General features: G+C 39.3%; 19 protein-coding genes and 2 pseudogenes. 12 read left to right on the top strand and 9 right to left on the bottom strand.

The window, feature by feature from the left end; translation table 11 throughout:
* Positions 1–68: 68 nt before the first annotated feature.
* Together C7B62_RS07505 and C7B62_RS07500 are read right to left on the bottom strand one after the other, a co-directional pair.
* Positions 69–1,193, bottom strand: a complete 1,125-nt coding sequence (locus C7B62_RS07505; protein WP_106234301.1) for a DUF4350 domain-containing protein — start codon at positions 1,191–1,193, stop codon at positions 69–71.
* A 13-nt stretch (positions 1,194–1,206) separates the two neighbouring features.
* The gene (locus tag C7B62_RS07500; RefSeq protein ID WP_106234248.1) at positions 1,207–1,803 is read right to left on the bottom strand and encodes a DUF4129 domain-containing protein; all 597 of its coding nucleotides are present in this window, start codon (positions 1,801–1,803) and stop codon (positions 1,207–1,209) included.
* A gap of 157 nt (positions 1,804–1,960) precedes the next feature.
* Here C7B62_RS07500 and serS point away from each other — a divergent pair, with 157 nt between their 5' ends.
* The 9 genes and pseudogenes from serS to C7B62_RS07460 all read left to right on the top strand — a co-directional run bounded on the left by serS (position 1,961) and on the right by C7B62_RS07460 (position 9,639).
* Positions 1,961–3,241: a serine--tRNA ligase gene (serS, locus tag C7B62_RS07495; protein WP_106234245.1), complete on the top strand. Its 1,281-nt coding sequence runs from the start codon at positions 1,961–1,963 to the stop codon at positions 3,239–3,241.
* Between the two features lie 408 nt (positions 3,242–3,649).
* Complete coding sequence (locus tag C7B62_RS07490) at positions 3,650–5,803, top strand: Tex family protein (protein WP_106234243.1); 2,154 nt, start codon at positions 3,650–3,652, stop codon at positions 5,801–5,803.
* A gap of 157 nt (positions 5,804–5,960) precedes the next feature.
* Positions 5,961–6,776 (top strand): SirB1 family protein, encoded by an 816-nt coding sequence (locus C7B62_RS07485; protein WP_106234241.1) that lies wholly within the window; start codon positions 5,961–5,963, stop codon positions 6,774–6,776.
* Between the two features lie 71 nt (positions 6,777–6,847).
* Positions 6,848–7,777, top strand: a complete 930-nt coding sequence (locus C7B62_RS07480) for a glycosyltransferase family 2 protein (RefSeq protein ID WP_106234296.1) — start codon at positions 6,848–6,850, stop codon at positions 7,775–7,777.
* Between the two features lie 6 nt (positions 7,778–7,783).
* Positions 7,784–7,885: pseudogene (locus C7B62_RS27090) on the top strand (type II toxin-antitoxin system RelE/ParE family toxin); the annotation flags it as partial.
* 9 nt (positions 7,886–7,894) lie between these two features.
* Positions 7,895–8,203 carry a HigA family addiction module antitoxin gene (locus tag C7B62_RS07470; protein ID WP_106234238.1) on the top strand — a complete coding sequence of 103 codons (309 nt, stop codon included), beginning with the start codon at positions 7,895–7,897 and terminating at the stop codon, positions 8,201–8,203.
* Entirely contained in the window at positions 8,200–8,334 is a 135-nt protein-coding gene (locus tag C7B62_RS26825) for a hypothetical protein (RefSeq protein WP_255413990.1), read from the top strand. Before C7B62_RS07470 ends, C7B62_RS26825 begins: the two co-directional genes overlap by 4 nt.
* Positions 8,335–8,364: 30 nt before the next feature.
* Entirely contained in the window at positions 8,365–9,225 is an 861-nt protein-coding gene (gene map / locus C7B62_RS07465) for a type I methionyl aminopeptidase (protein WP_106234235.1), read from the top strand.
* A 30-nt stretch (positions 9,226–9,255) separates the two neighbouring features.
* Complete coding sequence (locus C7B62_RS07460) at positions 9,256–9,639, top strand: DUF1622 domain-containing protein (RefSeq protein WP_106234233.1); 384 nt, start codon at positions 9,256–9,258, stop codon at positions 9,637–9,639.
* 20 nt (positions 9,640–9,659) lie between these two features.
* Here C7B62_RS07460 and C7B62_RS07455 read toward each other — a convergent pair whose 3' ends face one another.
* From C7B62_RS07455 to C7B62_RS07445, 3 genes are all read right to left on the bottom strand, one after another.
* A complete protein-coding gene (locus tag C7B62_RS07455) occupies positions 9,660–10,163 on the bottom strand; it encodes a GNAT family N-acetyltransferase (protein ID WP_106234230.1) in 504 nt (167 codons plus the stop codon).
* Positions 10,164–10,479: 316 nt separating this feature from the next.
* A complete protein-coding gene (locus C7B62_RS07450) occupies positions 10,480–11,559 on the bottom strand; it encodes a WD40 repeat domain-containing protein (protein WP_106234228.1) in 1,080 nt (359 codons plus the stop codon).
* A complete protein-coding gene (locus C7B62_RS07445) occupies positions 11,547–12,515 on the bottom strand; it encodes a GTP-binding protein (RefSeq protein WP_106234225.1) in 969 nt (322 codons plus the stop codon). Before C7B62_RS07445 ends, C7B62_RS07450 begins: the two co-directional genes overlap by 13 nt.
* A gap of 109 nt (positions 12,516–12,624) precedes the next feature.
* Here C7B62_RS07445 and C7B62_RS07440 point away from each other — a divergent pair, with 109 nt between their 5' ends.
* On the top strand, positions 12,625–13,224 hold the full coding sequence (locus C7B62_RS07440; RefSeq protein ID WP_106234223.1) for a GDSL-type esterase/lipase family protein: 600 nt from the start codon (positions 12,625–12,627) through the stop codon (positions 13,222–13,224).
* A gap of 68 nt (positions 13,225–13,292) precedes the next feature.
* On the opposite strand, the gene C7B62_RS07435 is transcribed toward C7B62_RS07440, so the two are convergent.
* Together C7B62_RS07435 and C7B62_RS07430 are read right to left on the bottom strand one after the other, a co-directional pair.
* Entirely contained in the window at positions 13,293–13,892 is a 600-nt protein-coding gene (locus C7B62_RS07435) for a YdcF family protein (protein WP_106234220.1), read from the bottom strand.
* Positions 13,893–13,983: 91 nt separating this feature from the next.
* Positions 13,984–14,883: an alpha/beta fold hydrolase gene (locus tag C7B62_RS07430; RefSeq protein WP_106234218.1), complete on the bottom strand. Its 900-nt coding sequence runs from the start codon at positions 14,881–14,883 to the stop codon at positions 13,984–13,986.
* A gap of 135 nt (positions 14,884–15,018) precedes the next feature.
* Between C7B62_RS07430 and C7B62_RS07425 the strand changes: the two are divergent.
* Positions 15,019–15,147 (top strand): annotated as a pseudogene (locus C7B62_RS07425) (type II toxin-antitoxin system YoeB family toxin); the annotation flags it as partial.
* A 1-nt stretch (position 15,148) separates the two neighbouring features.
* On the opposite strand, the gene C7B62_RS07420 reads toward C7B62_RS07425, so the two are convergent.
* Positions 15,149–15,583, bottom strand: a complete 435-nt coding sequence (locus tag C7B62_RS07420; RefSeq protein ID WP_106234213.1) for a DUF262 domain-containing protein — start codon at positions 15,581–15,583, stop codon at positions 15,149–15,151.
* Between the two features lie 104 nt (positions 15,584–15,687).
* Positions 15,688–16,899 carry an FAD/NAD(P)-binding protein gene (locus tag C7B62_RS07415; protein ID WP_106234211.1) on the bottom strand — a complete coding sequence of 404 codons (1,212 nt, stop codon included), beginning with the start codon at positions 16,897–16,899 and terminating at the stop codon, positions 15,688–15,690.
* Positions 16,900–16,983: 84 nt separating this feature from the next.
* Here C7B62_RS07415 and hemB point away from each other — a divergent pair, with 84 nt between their 5' ends.
* On the top strand, positions 16,984–17,988 hold the full coding sequence (gene hemB, locus C7B62_RS07410; RefSeq protein WP_106234206.1) for a porphobilinogen synthase: 1,005 nt from the start codon (positions 16,984–16,986) through the stop codon (positions 17,986–17,988).
* Positions 17,989–18,009 lie beyond the last annotated feature (21 nt).

The following is an 18,009-nucleotide window of genomic DNA, read 5'->3' as shown; positions in this document are numbered from 1 at the left end:
AAATAGAGAATGTGGCAAAATGTATTGCTGATAATGAGATACGTGCGCTATGGCAGCAAGCTTAAAGCTTAATTACTTTGATTTAATTTCTGCCACTTTTGAATCCAGGTAATCAATTGAGCATCACTAATTTTTTTACTAGCATCACTAACCCGTAATAACTGACTTAAATCTACTTCTGTTTCTCCTCGCTGCTGTTTATAGGCTGCTAGTAAAGTTTCCTCGTCTACTAAAGACTTACCCAACCCTAAAGCTTGTTGCAACTTGCGCTGTTCATCTTTGGTGATCGCTTCTACGACAAAATCAGTACTATTGGCTTTCTCTAAGACTCCTGCTAAAGCATCAATATAGGCAGTACTATTATCGGCGATCGCCATTTTAGAGTTATTGGGCAGTCCAAAACGGCGAAAGGCACTTATAGCAGCAACTATGCCGATCAAGACTGTTTGAATCAAAAAGAAAAACCAAGGAGTTTGAGCCAAATAACTGAGAATATCAGTCTGTTGTTCTTCAGCAATGGTTTCTTTGTCTTTATAACCATGAATATATTCATCTACCCAGATAGCTTGATGATCATCAACTAAATCTGCCAAAAATTGATAATTGTCGAGATTGTCTTGATAAGCGTTAGCAGCTAAATAGGGAGTCGTACAGTAAATAATTTTTCCTTTGCCGATTGTTTCTTGCCAAACTACTGCACCATAACGATCTTGGAGAATACTTTGGTCTTGATTCCCCTGTTGGAAACGACGAGTAGTGGCTATTTTAATTTGATTATTCGATAAAGTTTCCTGGCGATAGGGAATTGAACTGATAAAGGGTGCAGCCGTAACCGCTTCATACTTACCGATCACGACTAGAGTATTCCCTTGACTGATCCAGTCTAATTCCATTGAAGATACGTCGATAAAACCTAATAAATAATCGCTCTTGCTCAAAATCTTGAGATAGGTAGCATCTTGAACATTCTCTTCAATTAACTGCGCAAAAGGTTTACGCCAACGCTCAATGGGAATTTCTTTTTTGGTCATATATTCATACCAAGCGCCATAACCATCAGGACCCCTCCCATAAGTCGAACCACTGTCGTTTTTGCGACCACTACTATTAGGTGCAGCAACTAAAGTTAAAATAATAATTACCGCGATCGCAATTCCTATCCATAACCATTTGCGTTGACGAAAATTTGGCATGACTGTTTGACTACTAATTCTCAATTTGTTGGTAAGCTTGCTGACACTCTTCAAATAAAGCGCGATCTGCTTCTGCTTGGCTAAAACAGAGTCTTTGGTGAGTTGATAATAATAATTCGTAGGGATTCAAAGGAGCAACAGGAATTTTCAAGAGCGATCGCCGATATTCTTCATCCGTGAGACTTAACTGAGTGGGAACTATTCCCCGTTCGTTCAATCGCTCTAACATTGCCTGATAAAGACAAAAGATTGCCTGACGATAGTTGCCGTCTATTCTGGCAGATTGCGATCGCTCTACCCAATCTGCTGCGGATAGTTGAGTTGTATGAGTCGGGATAATTACTGGATGGCGATCGTTTGTTTTTTGCCAGCGCTTCCAATAGACACGCAATAATAACCACAGTTGCCACGTAATCCAAACCAGCAAGACGGCGATCATTGACCAGAGGCAAAATTTGATAATTTGCCATAGTAGCGTCGATTGAAAAGATTCTAAGTCCCAATTAGGATTTAATTGAGAGGTTTGATATTCCATCCATTCACCAAACCTTTGCTTAATTAAATTGATGCGCCAGTTTAAACCATCTTGTTTGAATGACCCTGCGGACATAATCTGAGTCTATGGGGTGAAAATATTTATCATCTATCATTAAACATTGATATTTCTTGATTGGGTAGGCAGCAATTCCTATTAATCAGCCAAAAAAAACGGAAACGAGATATCCTAACATAAAGAAAAAGAAGCCAACGAATTAGAAATTAAAGCGGTGTTAGACCTCAAACTAATCAGAAACAATCCCAAGCAAGTTCAAGAATTGATTAATCGTCGCCACGGTAATTATGATATTCAACCCATTGTCTCATTAGACCAAGCTTCACGGGAATTGGAAACCAGCCGTAGTCAACTCAGCGCCAGAGGCAACGAAATCGGCAAACTGATTGGTCAAAAAATTGCTCAGGGTGGCAACCCCCAGGGAGAAGAGATTGCCCAGCTTAAGACAGAAGGAAATGAGATTAAAACAAAATTGGGTGAATTAGAACCCCAAGAAAAGGAATTAAAAGCCAAGATTGAAGCGCTGCTTTTAGAATTACCTAACCTACCTGATGAGTCTACTCCACTAGGAAAAGGAGAGGAAGAAAACGTAGAAATCAAACGTTGGGGAGATGAATATATTACTGGTAACCAGAAGGTATTGCCTCATTGGGAAATTGGCGAACAACTTGGCATCCTCGATTTTAAACGCGCGGTAAAAGTAGCTCAAAGTCGCTTTGTTAATTTAGTCGGTGCGGGGGCAGCTTTAGAACGAGCCTTGATTAGCTTTATGCTAGATACACAAATCGCAGCGGGATATCTGGAGGTAATGCCTCCTGTCTTGGTTAACAGCGTTTCTCTTCAGGGTACGAGTCAGCTACCCAAGTTTGCGGAAGATAGTTTTCTATGCAGCAACGATGATTTGTGGCTAACCCCCACGGCTGAAGTACCTGTAACTAATCTATATCGAGATGAAATTATTGAAGAGACAGAATTACCAATCCGCCACTGTGCTTATACTCCTTGTTTTAGAAGAGAAGCGGGTAGTGCAGGCAGAGATAGTAGAGGCTTAATTAGACTACACCAGTTTAATAAAGTGGAATTGGTGAAAATAGTTGCGCCTGAAACCTCCGATGCCGAACATCAGGCTTTAGTCGCCAACGCTGAAGCAATCCTGCAAGCTTTAAAACTCCCCTATCGTGTTTTAGAACTATGTACTGGAGATATTGGTTTTGGGGCTGCAAAATGCTATGACCTAGAAGTTTGGTTACCTGCTGCGGGAATGTATCGAGAGATTTCTAGCTGTTCTAACTTTCGCGATTTTCAGGCGCGTCGAGCAAATATTCGCTTTAAACAGGCAGGACAAAAAGGGACACAATATGTTCATACTTTAAACGGTTCGGGATTAGCGATTGGTCGGACTATGGCAGCAGTTTTGGAGAACTACCAGCAGGCAGATGGTACTGTTAAAGTTCCTGATGTGCTTCAGCCTTATTTAAAACGAGCAGTTTTATAATTCACGTTTAATACTTAGGTCTAATCTGGTCATCACCTCACTCAGTGACATTCTCGCTCGACATCGTTTTTCCCTTGGATATAATATATAGTCATTTCAAATAGCAACCAGTGGATCTTATAACGAAGTAGCAAGTAACAAGTAACAAGTAAAATTCACCATCATCATTAATACAAAGTAACCATAGGGAAATTAATTAAAATGACTATAGTTGCTTTTTAGGTAGAGTAGGCAATGCCTACCTTACCTAAACTTTGGTCTTGTATTATGCTCTTCTTGTCCAGCAGGATATCCGTCCGAAGGTGTATACTTTAGCGCAATGTTACTTCTGACTTCCAGATATTCCCCACTCTTAGAGGAGAAATATATATAATCAAACTTGTTTCGTGCGATGTATTCTAATCTTTTATGACTGACATTCGACAACTGATCGCTCAAGAGTTTGCTTTATCTCCCCGCAACATTAATAATGCTCTAGACCTCTGGCTTGAAGGGGGGACAGTACCATTTATTGCCCGCTATCGTAAGGAACAAACTGGTTCACTGGACGAAGTAGAGCTAAGGAATATTTTTGAACGATATACCTATCTGGATGAGCTAATTAAGCGTAAAGTAAAAGTAATTGAGGAGATTGAGTCTCAAGGCAAATTAACCATCGAACTCAAGGCAAAAATAGCAGTATGTTTCAATCGCACGGAATTAGAGGATCTGTATCTGCCCTATAAGCCTAAGCGACGCACCAGGGCTACTATTGCTAAGGAAAGAGGATTAGAACCTCTGGCAGACTGGATTGCTCTCAATAATAAGCCTCAAGTATCCCAAATATCTTTAGATGCCGAAGCAAGCAAGTATATATCGGCAGAACAAGAATTAGAGACAGCAGAACAGGTTTTAGCAGGAGCAGCAGATATCTTAGCCGAGCAGGTAGCCGATCATGCGGATTTTCGAGCTTATTTGCGCGAATATCTCTTTCAAAAGGGGCTATTTACCTCGCAAATTAAAGGCGATTATCCTGAAGGGACTACCAAATATGAAATGTATCGCAACTATAGCTATGGCGTCAGCAAGATTCCCCCTCATAATGTCTTGGCTCTGTATCGGGGTGAATCTGAAGGGATTTTGACTGTCGATATTACCTTTGATGAGGCTGAGGTGCTGTCTTATTTAGAAAGAAAAGAAATTTGCACACAAAGTCCGAGTATAAAAAGATTTTACCAAACAATGCTCAAAGATGCATTTAATCGTTTGTTAAAACCTTCGTTAATTCGAGAAGTAAGAAGCGATCGCCAAAAGTATGCCGACTTAGAATCAATTCAAACCTTTGAAGCTAATCTCCGTAACCTGCTGTTAACATCTCCTGCGGGCAGAAAACCGACTCTGGCGATCGACCCAGGCTTTCGTACAGGGTGTAAGGTGGTGGTGTTGTCAGATACAGGTAAGTTTTTGCAATATCAAGCCATTTTTCCCCATACGGGAGAAGGTAAAAGAAAACAGGCGGCGCAAACGATTAAGGATTTAATTAGTCAATATCAGATTGAATTAATTGCGATCGGCAACGGTACAGCCTCGCGAGAAACAGATCAGTTTGTTGGGGAAGTTTTGCGGGAAATCAAATCACAACCAATCAAAGTAATTGTTAATGAATCTGGCGCATCGATCTATTCTGCTAGTGATGTGGCAAGAGAAGAATTTCCCGATCTCGATCTAACTGTCAGGGGTGCAGTTAGTATTGGTCGAAGATTACAAGATCCCTTAGCTGAATTAGTCAAAATAGATCCCAAATCTATTGGAGTGGGGCAGTATCAACATGATGTAGATCAAAAGCTGCTCAAACAAAAGTTAGAAGCAACTGTAGAAAGCTGCGTGAATTATGTAGGGGTAGATCTCAATACAGCATCCAAAGAATTGCTGACTTTTGTATCAGGAATTTCCCGAACGATTGCTAACAATATTGTCGAATATCGTAATCATAATGGAGCTTTTAATAATCGTCAGGAACTGCTGAAAGTAACCAAATTGGGCAAAAAAACTTATGAACAAGCTGCGGGCTTTCTCCGCATTCGTAACGGTAATAATCCCTTGGATAATACAGCCGTCCATCCTGAAAGTTATCCTGTAATTGAGCAAATAGCCGATACCCTGGGGGTATCTTTAGATCGTCTTACCCAAGCTAGCGATCGCCTAAACAGCCTCGATCTCCAAGAATTTGTTACGGACAGTGTGGGTTTGCCTACTCTACGAGATGCGATCGCCGAATTGAAAAAGCCAGGACGAGATCCCAGAGAGCAATTTCAATACGCCACTTTTCAAGCAGATATTGCCGAAATTAGTGATTTACGGGTAGGAATGGTGTTAGAAGGCGTTGTGACCAATGTAGTTAACTTTGGAGCATTTGTTGATGTGGGAGTACATCAAGATGGTTTGGTACATATTTCTCAACTGTGCGATCGCTTTGTTAGCGATCCCAATGAAGTAGTAAAAGTTGGTCAGGTGATTAAAGTTAGAGTATTAGAAGTCAATGAGAAATTAAAGCGGGTTGGTTTGTCGATTAAGCAAGCCTAGTAACGCTACGGGAAAGTCACATTGCGCTAAAGTATACCTCTTCGGATATCCTGCTGGACATTTTTGTGAGGCAATAATTGTTAATTGCTACTCGGTATATTTACGGAAAAAATACTATGATGACTAGAGCGGAATATAGAAACTATTTATTACCCCGATGGATAACCAATTACAATGGCATAATTTCTATCAGGAATTAAACCAGCCAGAGATAGATTTAGCTAAAGCGTCTCTATATTTGGCTCAAGCAGAATACCCTGATTTAGAGCCTCAAGTATATTTAGCAGCTTTAGATACTATTGCTGCCGAAATTGAAGCACGGCTTCCCATTGAACGTTATCCTTTAAAAGTCATTCAAACGATTAGTCGATATTTATTCGATACCTTGGGCTTAAAAGGAAATCAAAAAAACTATTACGATCCTGATAATAGCTTCTTGCATCTAGTACTCGACCGTAAACTAGGAATTCCCATTAGCCTATCGATAGTTTATTTAGCGATCGCTGAACGTTTAAACTTTCCCATGCAGGGAGTAGGTTTACCAGGACACTTTTTAATTCGCCCCGAATTTGAACATGCGGGCATTTTTGTCGATCCTTATAATCGTGGTGAAATTCTGTTTGAAGCCGACTGTCAGCAAAGATTAAATGAAGCTTATCCCCAAAAGTTTAAGCTCGATCCTGCTTGGTTAGCGCCTGTTAGTAATAAAGAGATCTTAGCGAGAATGCTCAATAATCTCAAATTGATCTATCTTCATCGCCGAGAAATAGACAAGGCTTTATCAACGATGAGCGCCATTCTCAAAATAAATCCCGAAAAGACAGCCGAAATTCGCGATCGCGGTTTACTATATTATCAACTCAATCGTTGGTCTGAAGCAATTCTTGACCTAGAATACTATCTTAAACTTAATCCTAGTAGTGACGACGCGCCAATAATTGAGGTTTTGCTGGAAAAAATGAATCGTGTTTAAGGAATTGTCATTGCTGATTAAAAGCAGAGCATCTATGGTTATACTGTCTTTTGCTTTTAGCTTTTGTTCAAATGTATATTAGTGTCATCATTCCTACCTACAATCGGTTACCAATACTGCAAAAATGTCTTGTTGCTCTAGAAAAACAGGAATTAACTGATAGTAAAATTAAAGGTTATGAAGTCATTTTGGTGGATGATGGTTCAAGCGATCGCACAGTCATTTGGGTAGCAGAAAACCAGGCTAATTTGCCTCATGTAAAAGTTATTGAACAGAATCATCAAGGTGCTGCTGCAGCCAGAAATTTAGGGGTAGAAAATGCCGTTGGTGATACCATAATTTTTATCGATAGCGATTTAGTGGTTACCGCAACTTTTCTGCAATCTCATGCCGATGCTTTGCTTCAAGGAAAACAAGATTTAAACAGCGATCGCCTGTTTACTTATGGGGCAGTAATTAATACCAATAACTTCGACAATCCAACTTCTGAGCCTTATAAAATCACAGATTTTTCCGCAGCTTACTTTGCGACTGGTAATGTTGCTATCTCACGTAAATGGTTAGAACAAGTAGGATTATTTGATACAGGTTTTCAACTTTATGGCTGGGAAGATTTAGAGTTAGGAGTACGGCTAAAAAAACTCGATTTAAAACTAATTAAATGTCCCCAAGCGGTTGGATATCATTGGCATCCTGCCTTTAGTTTAGAGCAGATTCCCAAGATGATCGACCAAGAAATCCAAAGAGGAAAAATGGGAGTAATCTTCTACAACAAACATCCCACCCTTGATGTCAAAATGATGATCCAAATGACAGTTTTACATCGTCTTCTTTGGGGTATATTATCTATCGGTGGTACGCTCAATGAACGTACTTTACAACCAGTATTAAGCTGGTTAATTAAACAAGGTAAACCTCAATTAGCCGAACAAGTAGCGAGGATCTTTCTTAACTGGTATAACGTCCAAGGGGTCTACGCTGCTTATAATGAGCGTAAGTGAATTCAAAAAAAAGGCCAATACAGTATTCGAGTTAACGATCGATGGCGGATTTGCTTTAAATGGCAAGACGGCGAAGCTTCAGACGTAGAGATCGTTGATTATCATTGAGGTAGAAGAATGAATAAAAACAAGCTAATGCCAGTTCATCCTGGTGAGATTCTTTTAGAAGAATTTCTAAAACCAATGAATCTTAGTCAAAATCAAATCGCTCTAGCTCTACGAGTTCCAGCACGGCGTATTAACGAAATCGTTCACGCTAAGCGGCGAGTTACAGCAGATACAGCTCTTCGCCTAGCACGTTATTTTAATATGTCGCCACGATTTTGGCTGGGATTACAAATGGATTACGATTTAGATGTAGCTAATGATGAAGTAGGGGAGCGCCTGAATCAGGAAGTAGCTGTCTTGGTAAATGAAGAAAGATGAATACTGCAAATCCTTGCTGGCTAAAACTTTGCTCAACAACGGTTGGCAGCGAATTTCCTCAACACTCTGGTGGTGTAGCACAAGGCTATAATTATAAAGGCATTCAACCTTTGATCGTGCAAGAAATTTAACAGCAATCTCAGTCAGATTAAACATCTTTAATGAACATACTTACCAATCTTCTCTTTCCCAAGTCAAAAAATAAATCAGACTCCGACACAGCAAATGGACTGCCCTCACTCAATCGCAAGCCTCGCGGCATCAAGACTAAATCTGCACCTGAAATAGAGAAGATGCGTCGCTCTGGCAAAATTGTTGCCACAGTATTAAAAGAGATTGAGGCACTAACCAAGCCAGGCATGACCACCGCAGATCTAGACGAATATGCCGAGCGGCGGATACGAGAAATGGGCGCAACACCCAGTTTCAAAGGATATTACGGTTTTCCTGCTTCCATCTGTGCTAGCGTCAATAATGAGGTAGTACATGGTATTCCTAATGCTAAGAAAGTACTTCGTCGTGGGGATGTATTAAAAGTAGACACGGGTGCTTATTGCGATGGCTTTCATGGTGATTCTTGTATTACTATTGCCGTTGGGGATAAAGTAGCATCAGATGCTGCCAAATTAATTAAGGTTGCTGAAGAAGCATTATATAAAGGGATTGAACAGGTAAAAGCAGGTAATCATCTATTAGATATCGCTGGAGCAGTAGAAGACCACGTAAAAGCTCATGGTTACAGTGTAGTAGAACAGTATACTGGTCATGGTGTGGGTAAGAATCTCCATGAAGCACCTTCAGTATTTAACCACCGTACGAAATGGATACCCAACGTCAAGCTACAAGAAGGAATGACCCTAGCAATTGAACCCATACTCAACGCAGGTTCTAAGCATACCAGAGTGTTACGCGATCGCTGGACGGTAGTTACGGTAGATAATAACCTCTCGGCACAGTTTGAACATACAGTTTTAGTCACCAAAGAGGGCTATGAAATTCTCACAGATCGCAATTTAGTTTAGATTGGTAAGATTTGTAGCAAGGTAAAATCAATGTTTGTCCAGATCGTCAGCACTCTTAATGACTGGGTAGTTAGTTTGTGTCAGTTGTTAGCACTATTTGTCATCGTTATTGGCATAGCTAAAGCTTTAATTATTTATAGCAAACATATTTTTACTAGTTATAGTTCAGCGATCGCCTTTCAAGGAAGTCGCCTAGAATTAGGTTATGGTTTTTCTCTGGGCTTAAGTTTCTTACTAGGAGGAAGTATCTTAAAGACAACGATTACACCATCTTGGAACGAGCTTGGTCAACTAGCGGCAATCATTGCTCTGCGGACGATTTTAAATTATCTCTTGTTACAGGCAATTGATAAAAATGCTGAAGAATCTAAGATTCAATCCTTATGGTTAAATAAACATCAGAACGTTGCTTAAACTAAAGGCGATCGCTCTGATTAACAATCCAAGCTATACATTGCGACATTTAAGCCATGATAAATGATCTTTTTCTCTAGTTTCATACCTAGTTTTTGAGCAACACGAATTGAACGATTATTTTTTATTTCAATCAAACAAACAAAACGCCGAAAGTTAAATCTCTGCTGTCCATACTCCACAACCGCCTTAGCTGCTTCGGTTGCCAGTCCCTGTCCCCAATATTTTTTAGCTAAACGATAGCCTACTTCAACTTCTTTTTGCTGCTCAATAGATTGAATAAAAAAACCACAGTAGCCGATTAGTTCTTGATTTTGTTTATGTACCAAGGCATATAAACCAAAACCATATTCTAAGTAAGATATTAATCTCTGTTCAATAAACTGTTTAATTTGTTTGGAACTATGGATGCCAATAATCGAAAATCGCATTACTTCTGCATCCCCTAAGATTGTCATTAAAGCTTCGGCGTCACGGGAAGTAATATACCGCAATGTTAGTCGAGAAGTTTCCAGAATATGCATTTGTCACAGTTCAACATCATACTAATACTAAATTTACATGGTAAGTTGAGAATGCCTTACATTCTGAATGTAATTAAAAATGTCCGAACCATTATGTTACTTATGTAGAAAATAATTTTCCTTAAAGAGCGATCCGCAGGGTAGGCGCAGCCTAATCGCTTCTTATTTATCATACCTTCATTTACCAACGCTCGGTATTTTAGTCAGTGCGTTGACAGTTGAAGAAATTAATAATCAATTATTGTATGGCTAATTGTTTTGTTATAAGGCGATTGGACTCCGTCCATCCTCCGCGATCGCAAATCTCTAATTCAAATCATCCAAAACCTTTACCGCGCTTAGACTCCGACCAAATAATCAACTCCCCATCCTGTCCGCCAGCAGCTAACTGCTTCCCCTCTTGATCCCAAGCCAGACAAGCAAAACCATCCCTAGCACCTTCTAATATTTGCCCTACTTGTTTAGCTGTTGTCCACAAAACCAACCAGCCATCATCAGCAGCTGAAGCGAGTAATAAACTACGAGGGTGAAACTCTAAAGCCTTAATTCTACCGTCGTGTACAGTTAAAATATTGGCATTCCAGCCATCCTCATCCTTCACTGCTTTTTTCCAGACAGCAATTCCCTCTACACTTGATGCTGCTAGTAAAGGCGTGTTATTTAACAATGGTTGCGACCAAGTTAAATTGGAAATCTTACCAGGAAAACCCCGCATCACCCAAGGATGAGAACTACCGTATTCTAAAACAGTGATGGTATTGTCTAAATTACCAGAAGCAATATATTTACTATCCCCAGACCAAGCAGTAACAATGCTAGCCGATGGCATTTCAATTAAATAGGGATCATCATCCCAATCTTGAGTAGACCATACTTTGATTCCACCGTCACCGGCGATCGCAATATTTGTTCCATTCGGTTGCCAAGCTAAATCTAAGACAGAGGAATTGGCAAACGGTAGAGTTGTAATTACTGTTTGTATATTCGCATCCCATATTTGTACGTAACGCCCTAAACTAAAAGCTAATTGATTACAAGTAGGATGCCAACTTAGTTTATCTATCCATTTCGCTGCATTATCTAATGTGACGATTAAATTTGCTCGATCTTCTACAAGATTATTAGATAACACCTCCCAGACTCTAACTTGACCATTTTGTCCACCAGCAGCGAGAAACTTGCCATCGGCGGAAAAAGCCAGGCAGTCGATTGATGCTAATCCCGCAGGTAATAAATTAAGCAGGTTGCCATCTTGCCATAAAACTACTTCTCCCGCAGCCGAACTAGCAGCTAATAGACCATCAGGCGACCAGGCTACTGCTGTAACATATTCTGAGAGACTACCCTGCCACTGCTGTTGAAATAAGACTTTCCCCTTTGTGCCTACACCAAACATTGCTTAAAGTCCTCTCGCAGTTGTGCCTCATCTAGATTGCGACCGATAAATACTAATTCATTCTTACGGGTTTCACCTTTTTTCCAAGGGCGGTCTGGTTTCCCATCAAGTAGCATATGTACTCCCTGGAATACAAATCGCTCATCTTCTCCAGCAATATTTAAAATGCCTTTCATGCGAAAGATATCTACCCCTTTAGTTTGTAGTAGGTTACTCAACCAATTATTTAGTTTTTGTCCGTCTAGTTCTCCAGATTCCACTATGGCAAAAGATTTTACTGTCTCATCGTGTTCGTGGGCATCTTCGTTTAAAAATTCAGGATCGATTTCCAAAGCGCGATCTAGATCGAATGCTTGTACTCCTAATAAGGCATCCATCGATAATTCAGAATTTTGAGTCCGATAGATTTTTGCCATCTTATTCATCCCTTGAATTTTGCTTTCTAAATCTGCTAATTCTTCAGGACTAACCAGATCGGTTTTATTGAGGAGAATCACATCGGCAAAGGCAATTTGTTCTTGGGCTTCATCGGCATCCCAATGTTGTTGGATATGTTTGGCATCAACTACCGTAACCACTGCATCTAAAGCAATCTTATCTTTCATATCCTCATCGACAAAAAAGGTTTGAATTACAGGGGCAGGATCGGCTAAACCAGTCGTTTCGATGACCAAATGATCGAACTTATGACGACGTTTCATTAAGTTACTGATAATCCGAATTAAATCTCCACGCACTGTACAGCAAATACAGCCATTATTCATCTCAAAGATTTCTTCATCGGCATCAATTACCAGTTGATTATCAATGCCCACTTCTCCAAACTCGTTAACGATTACTGCTACTTTCTTACCGTGTTCATGAGTCAGTATGCGATTGAGGAGAGTCGTTTTTCCTGCACCTAGATATCCAGTTAGTACAGTGACGGGTACGGTGTTGTTGGTTGTCGCTACCATAATGTAATTCCTAAGCTCTTTTAGATAATGATAATCGATCTCATTGGTTAAAAATAGTTATGGCTTTAAAATTTATTACTATGTAGTTAGTTGTACGAGTTTATTAACGATGCCCAAGCTTATTTGTCTAGGAGACAGCATTACAGCCAAAGAAAAAGATCCTAATGGAATATTGAAACTCGTTCCCAGACTAAAACAAGCTTTACCCAATTGGACTATTATTAATTCAGGTGTTCCAGGAGATAATACTAGAGGCGCACTAGGTAGACTAAGAAGTGATGTTTTGGATTATTCTCCAGATTTAGTTACAGTACTGCTTGGTACGGCTGATGCTAGTGAGAACAAAGGAATTGACATTAAAGAATACGAACATAACTTGTCTTCAATTATCAAGCAAATTACACCTGAAAAAACACTGCTTATTAGTTCACCACCAATTAATCAAGCTCTTTTGTCAGCACGTAAAAAAGTTTTTCCTAATTCTAATTTTGTGACAATGGAAAAACTAGAAAAATATGTTCAAGTTGCCACCAATGTTGCATATTTGACAAGTTGCCATTTTTGTAATTTGTGGTCCTTAATGCGAGCAGATTTAGATTACTCCAGGTTTCTCAAAACAAGAGATGGTGTACATTTTAACGAACAGGGGTATGAACTTTTAACACAAATTTTATCTAGAAAACTATTGTCAATTAAGTGTAATCAATAATTACCAAACATAAAATATTGCTGTATTCAAATGATTTATAAAGTCTCGTAATAAATTTTTTGCGATAATTAAATTTCAACTTCGACATCCATCAACTGTCCCTCACGAACATATTTTACTAGATTGGTTATCTCTTTCATTACATAGCCGTGAGCTTCAGGATATTTCCACCAATTATCAGGTTGATGTTGTTTATAGTTGGCTGGACACCAGGTATATTTTATCCATTTAGGATAATATGTCTTGAGAGTCAACATTGCTCTTCTGTAGTTCCAAGGAGTGCTAATAACCAAAATATTTTTAATCCGATGAATCCCAAATTTATCTTCTAATGTAAATAAAGATGCGATCACGCCATCTTTGGAATGATTTGAACGATCTTCAACTAAAATTTTGTCTTCTGGAACGTTAAGCTTTACAGCATTATCTCGCATTGTCCATGACAAAGGGTAAGTGTATTTACCATATCCCGAACCACCAGAAAATAGAATATAATCTGCACGTTTTAAATTGAATAATTCTACAGCTTTATGTACTCTTTCAATACCTCTTCCACCCAATGTAAAAATACAATCTCCTTGTTTTTTATCATCTTCAACAAAGCCAAATAATATTTGAGTTATTTGACTTGGTGATAAGTTGTTAACATCAATTTCAGAAAGTTTCATGGCTCTGCTTTAATGATAATCAATCGCTCATGATCTAAATGATTAATAAATATACTCTATCAATAACAGCAGGGGGATAAAAGGCAATCGCTTAAAGAAACTTATGAATCGCTTCTGTTACCGCTTGAGGATACTCTTCATAAATACCTAAAGTTCCAGGTAATCTGACTGTTTGCACTTGTTCTAATTCTGCCATTGCTAACATTTCGGCTTTCGATTTGGGTGGTGCATTTTCTGCAAGAATGATTGATACGGGTGTTGATACAGATTCTAGAAGCTGCAAAAACTCCTCTCTATTATTCACAGGATCGATCGCACCAGTAACAAAGGCAGCAGGGGCATATCTCGCACCCTCTTTGGAAGTTATTTGGTGTTTTTGGGCGATAAACTCAGGGGTTAGTTTACTTTCATCCACATAGACGTGACGTTTGTACATGAAGCGGAGAAAGGAAGGGGTAGTGTTGAGATAGTATAACCCTTGTCCGATAACAGGCGATCGCACCAGGTTTTTAACGCCATTTCTCATGCTATCTGGTAAACCCATAACTCTTAAAGGCCCTTGCCAAGTGGGAGCAATTAAAATTAGTTTAGAAACTATATCTAGGTTATCCTGTGCAAATTTTAAGGCGTATCCAGCAGCATGACCCGCAGCAATAAAGATAATTGGGCTATTAAAAACTGATTTACTAAAATCTCCCAACAACTGCTGAAATAATACGGGATTATAATCCACAGGTGGACATTGAGACTCGCCAAACCCCAACCAATCTAAAACCGTCACTTCATATTGTGTAGCCAGTATACTAGCAATACCTTTCATTTCTGTGCGACTGGAAACCGTACTAAATGCAGGAAGTAACAAAACAGGGTTTCCCTGTCCGATAGTTTCATAGACGACTTGATATTGTTTGTCTAAAAAATTCCAGTGGTAAACATTCTTTGTTCCGCCAATACTAGAGTTGAGTTGAGTTTGATTGGTTGCTGTAGTCATAGTTATTAGTGGAGAGAGTAGCTGGTTATTCTATTTTATTTAGTTCAATGGTACAAGATACGAGTTACTTCGCTTATCTGTGGGATCTTGCATCACGAAATATTATGCGATCGAGAATAAATCTTACCAACATCGCCTTTGGAATATACAGCTTCTGAGACTTGGTCGCGTCGTATCGACTTGGAACATTACTTAGTTTATAAAGTGAAAGGCGATCGCGTTTATTTTCTGCAAGCTCGCTATCACTATCGAAAAGGTGATTGAACTAATTTGATTCACTATTGCAAATTAAATCAAATACAATAAATCTTGGCTTTAATAATTTGATCCTTCCTTCAATTATTGATGTATTCTCTGAATTACCTGAATCTTGAACATACGATAATAGGTCTTCATAATTTTTGATAATACGATTAACTAATAAAATAAAAGTAGCAATTCTTTGTTGACCATCTATGATTTCATACTCATGTTGGTTAACTGCACCAGATACATAATGTTTTACGCTGAGAACACCACCAAAAAAGTGATTAATAGGTGAATCCGATTGTCTTTTATCAAAACAGTTTTTTAAATCTTTTATAAAATCTGAGAGAGATTCAGAATCCCATGCGTATGCCCTTTGATATTTAGGAATAAAAAACATGGGTCTATACTGGAAAAGACTACCGACTGAAGTGTAGGTGGGTTCAATGTGCATTAAGTTTTAGTTGACTTCACAATACGCCAAATCAATTATTAGAGACATATTTCCTAAGTGTCAATAAGCTTTTAGCCGAAAAAACAAAATGTACAACGAAAAAATCACCCGATCGCCAAACTAGGTTTAACAATTGCTGGTACAATGCGATCGCAAGCCATTTTCCCACCACCGATATTTCTGGCTACAGGGCCAATTTGTAAGGCAGCTAAACCACCCATAATAAAAAAATTCGACTTGGGTAGACGCAAATAATCATCTAGTACGGGTAAGCCGTTAACTATTTCTGTGGGATAAGTTTCTAGTACGTCTTGTAACAAGGGATGCTCCATAACATTAAATCTCGTACCAGTCGCCAACCAGATACGGTTGAATTGATGTTTGTTACCATCATGACAACGAACCTGCCAAAGATTATCTTGCCAATGTGCGTCGCTGACTTGACAGCATTCATCAATCATAATTTTGCCTTCATTAGCAGATAAGCTTAATTGCAACATCATCTCAGGAGTCATTGAACCTCCATTACGGGCTTGTTGAATTCGCTGATAACGCTCATACCAATCGCTTTCGGCGTGAAAGTCTTTAAGATATTTAGGACCTAACCAACCAGGATCGGCATCAAAGATTTTCGATTGTAATTGCTTTCTGGTCATCAAGGTAACAGTTGCACCCAGATTTATCGCACCTTTAGCTAAATGTCCGCTAGTTAAGCCACCACCAATAATTAAAATACGTTCCCCTGTTAAATTAAGCCGTTGTAAATTTACCTGTTGGGAATGACATAATTTATCCAAGGGATAATCTGATGCAATTCTATCTACCCAATCGGGAAGTTGAATTTCACCACTTCCTGTAGCCAGTATCACTCTACGGGCAATTATAGTTTCTCCCGTATTTAGAACTAATTGAAAACGAGAACGGGAAGCGTGTTTAATTGGTAGAATCTGACTGACTTTTGCTCGATAAACCTTATCTGATAACTTCCAGCGACGAATTACTTCACTACAAAAATCGTTAAATAATTCTGTTCCTGGTCTGTCGTAAGGTGGAAACAATTCCCGATCTCTATGTTCGGCAAATCTTCTTAATTCATAAGGATTGGGATCGGGATGATGGACGGCAGGAGAACGAAGATAAGAAATCTGTTGGGCTGCAAATTGCTCTTGCCATTGACTCATCCAAGTTTGACTGGGATCGAAAACCAGGAATTTACAATAGTGCTTCGCGCTTTTTTGTAACAAGTGAGTCGTTAAAGTAAGTGCCTGAACTCCTGCCCCAATAATCGCTATGTCTATATAGTTGGGTAATTTCACTCGCTAAAAATAATGATAATGATTATCCATGCCTCTATATAATAATGATTATCATTCTAATTAGCCAGATAGTAATGAGGCTTTATGACTTCTAACCAGCAAAACGCTAAACATCTCTCTTTACTCCACCGCCCTCGTCGCCTCCGTCGTACCGAATCTTTGCGCCGTATGGTACAGGAAAACCAGTTAACGGTTAACGATTTGATTTATCCCGTCTTTGTCACCGAAGGAGAAAGCCAACAAGCAGAAATCCCTTCGATGCCTGGAATTTATCGCTATTCTCTCGATTTACTCCTCAAAGAAATAGCTGATGCTGCTAATTTGGGAATAAATGCGATCGCTTTATTTCCTCTAATCGCTACAGACAAAAAAGATAACCAAGGTACAGAAAGCTATAATCCTGATGGTTTAGTTCAACGTACTGTAAGGGCAATTAAACAAGAAATTCCTCAAATTACCGTTATTACCGATGTGGCACTCGACCCTTTTTCTACCTATGGTCATGATGGCATCGTCAAAGACGGCAAAATCCTTAACGATGACACGGTAGAAGTACTGGTTAAACAAGCAGTCTCTCAAGCAGAAGCAGGTGCAGATCTGGTCGCCCCTTCCGATATGATGGATGGTAGAGTAGGAGCAATTCGCCAGGGTTTAGATGCTGCTGGTTACTTTGATGTGGGCATTCTAGCTTATTCGGCTAAATACGCCTCAGCCTATTATGGCCCTTTTCGCGATGCTTTAGAATCTGCCCCCCAATTTGGCGACAAACAAACCTATCAAATGAATCCTGCTAATAGCCGAGAGGCAATTAAAGAAGTAGCTTTGGATATTGCTGAAGGTGCAGACATGGTAATGGTCAAACCAGCCTTAGCTTATTTAGATATAATTTATCGCCTTAAAGAATATACCAACTTACCCGTTGCTGCTTATAACGTGAGTGGGGAATATGCCATGATTAAAGCTGCCGCACAGCAAGGCTGGATTGATGAGAAGCAAGTAATTTTAGAAACTCTGACCAGTATGAAACGGGCAGGGGCAGATTTGATTTTGACTTATTTTGCCAAACAAGTAGCTTTGATGTTGCAGTAGTCAAATATCGCTAGGATAAAA

This window comes from Pleurocapsa sp. CCALA 161 (assembly GCF_003003995.1).
Classification (GTDB): domain Bacteria; phylum Cyanobacteriota; class Cyanobacteriia; order Cyanobacteriales; family Xenococcaceae; genus Waterburya.
Note: the sequence above shows the minus strand (reverse complement) of the source record. Positions and strands in the feature narration are given on the sequence as shown.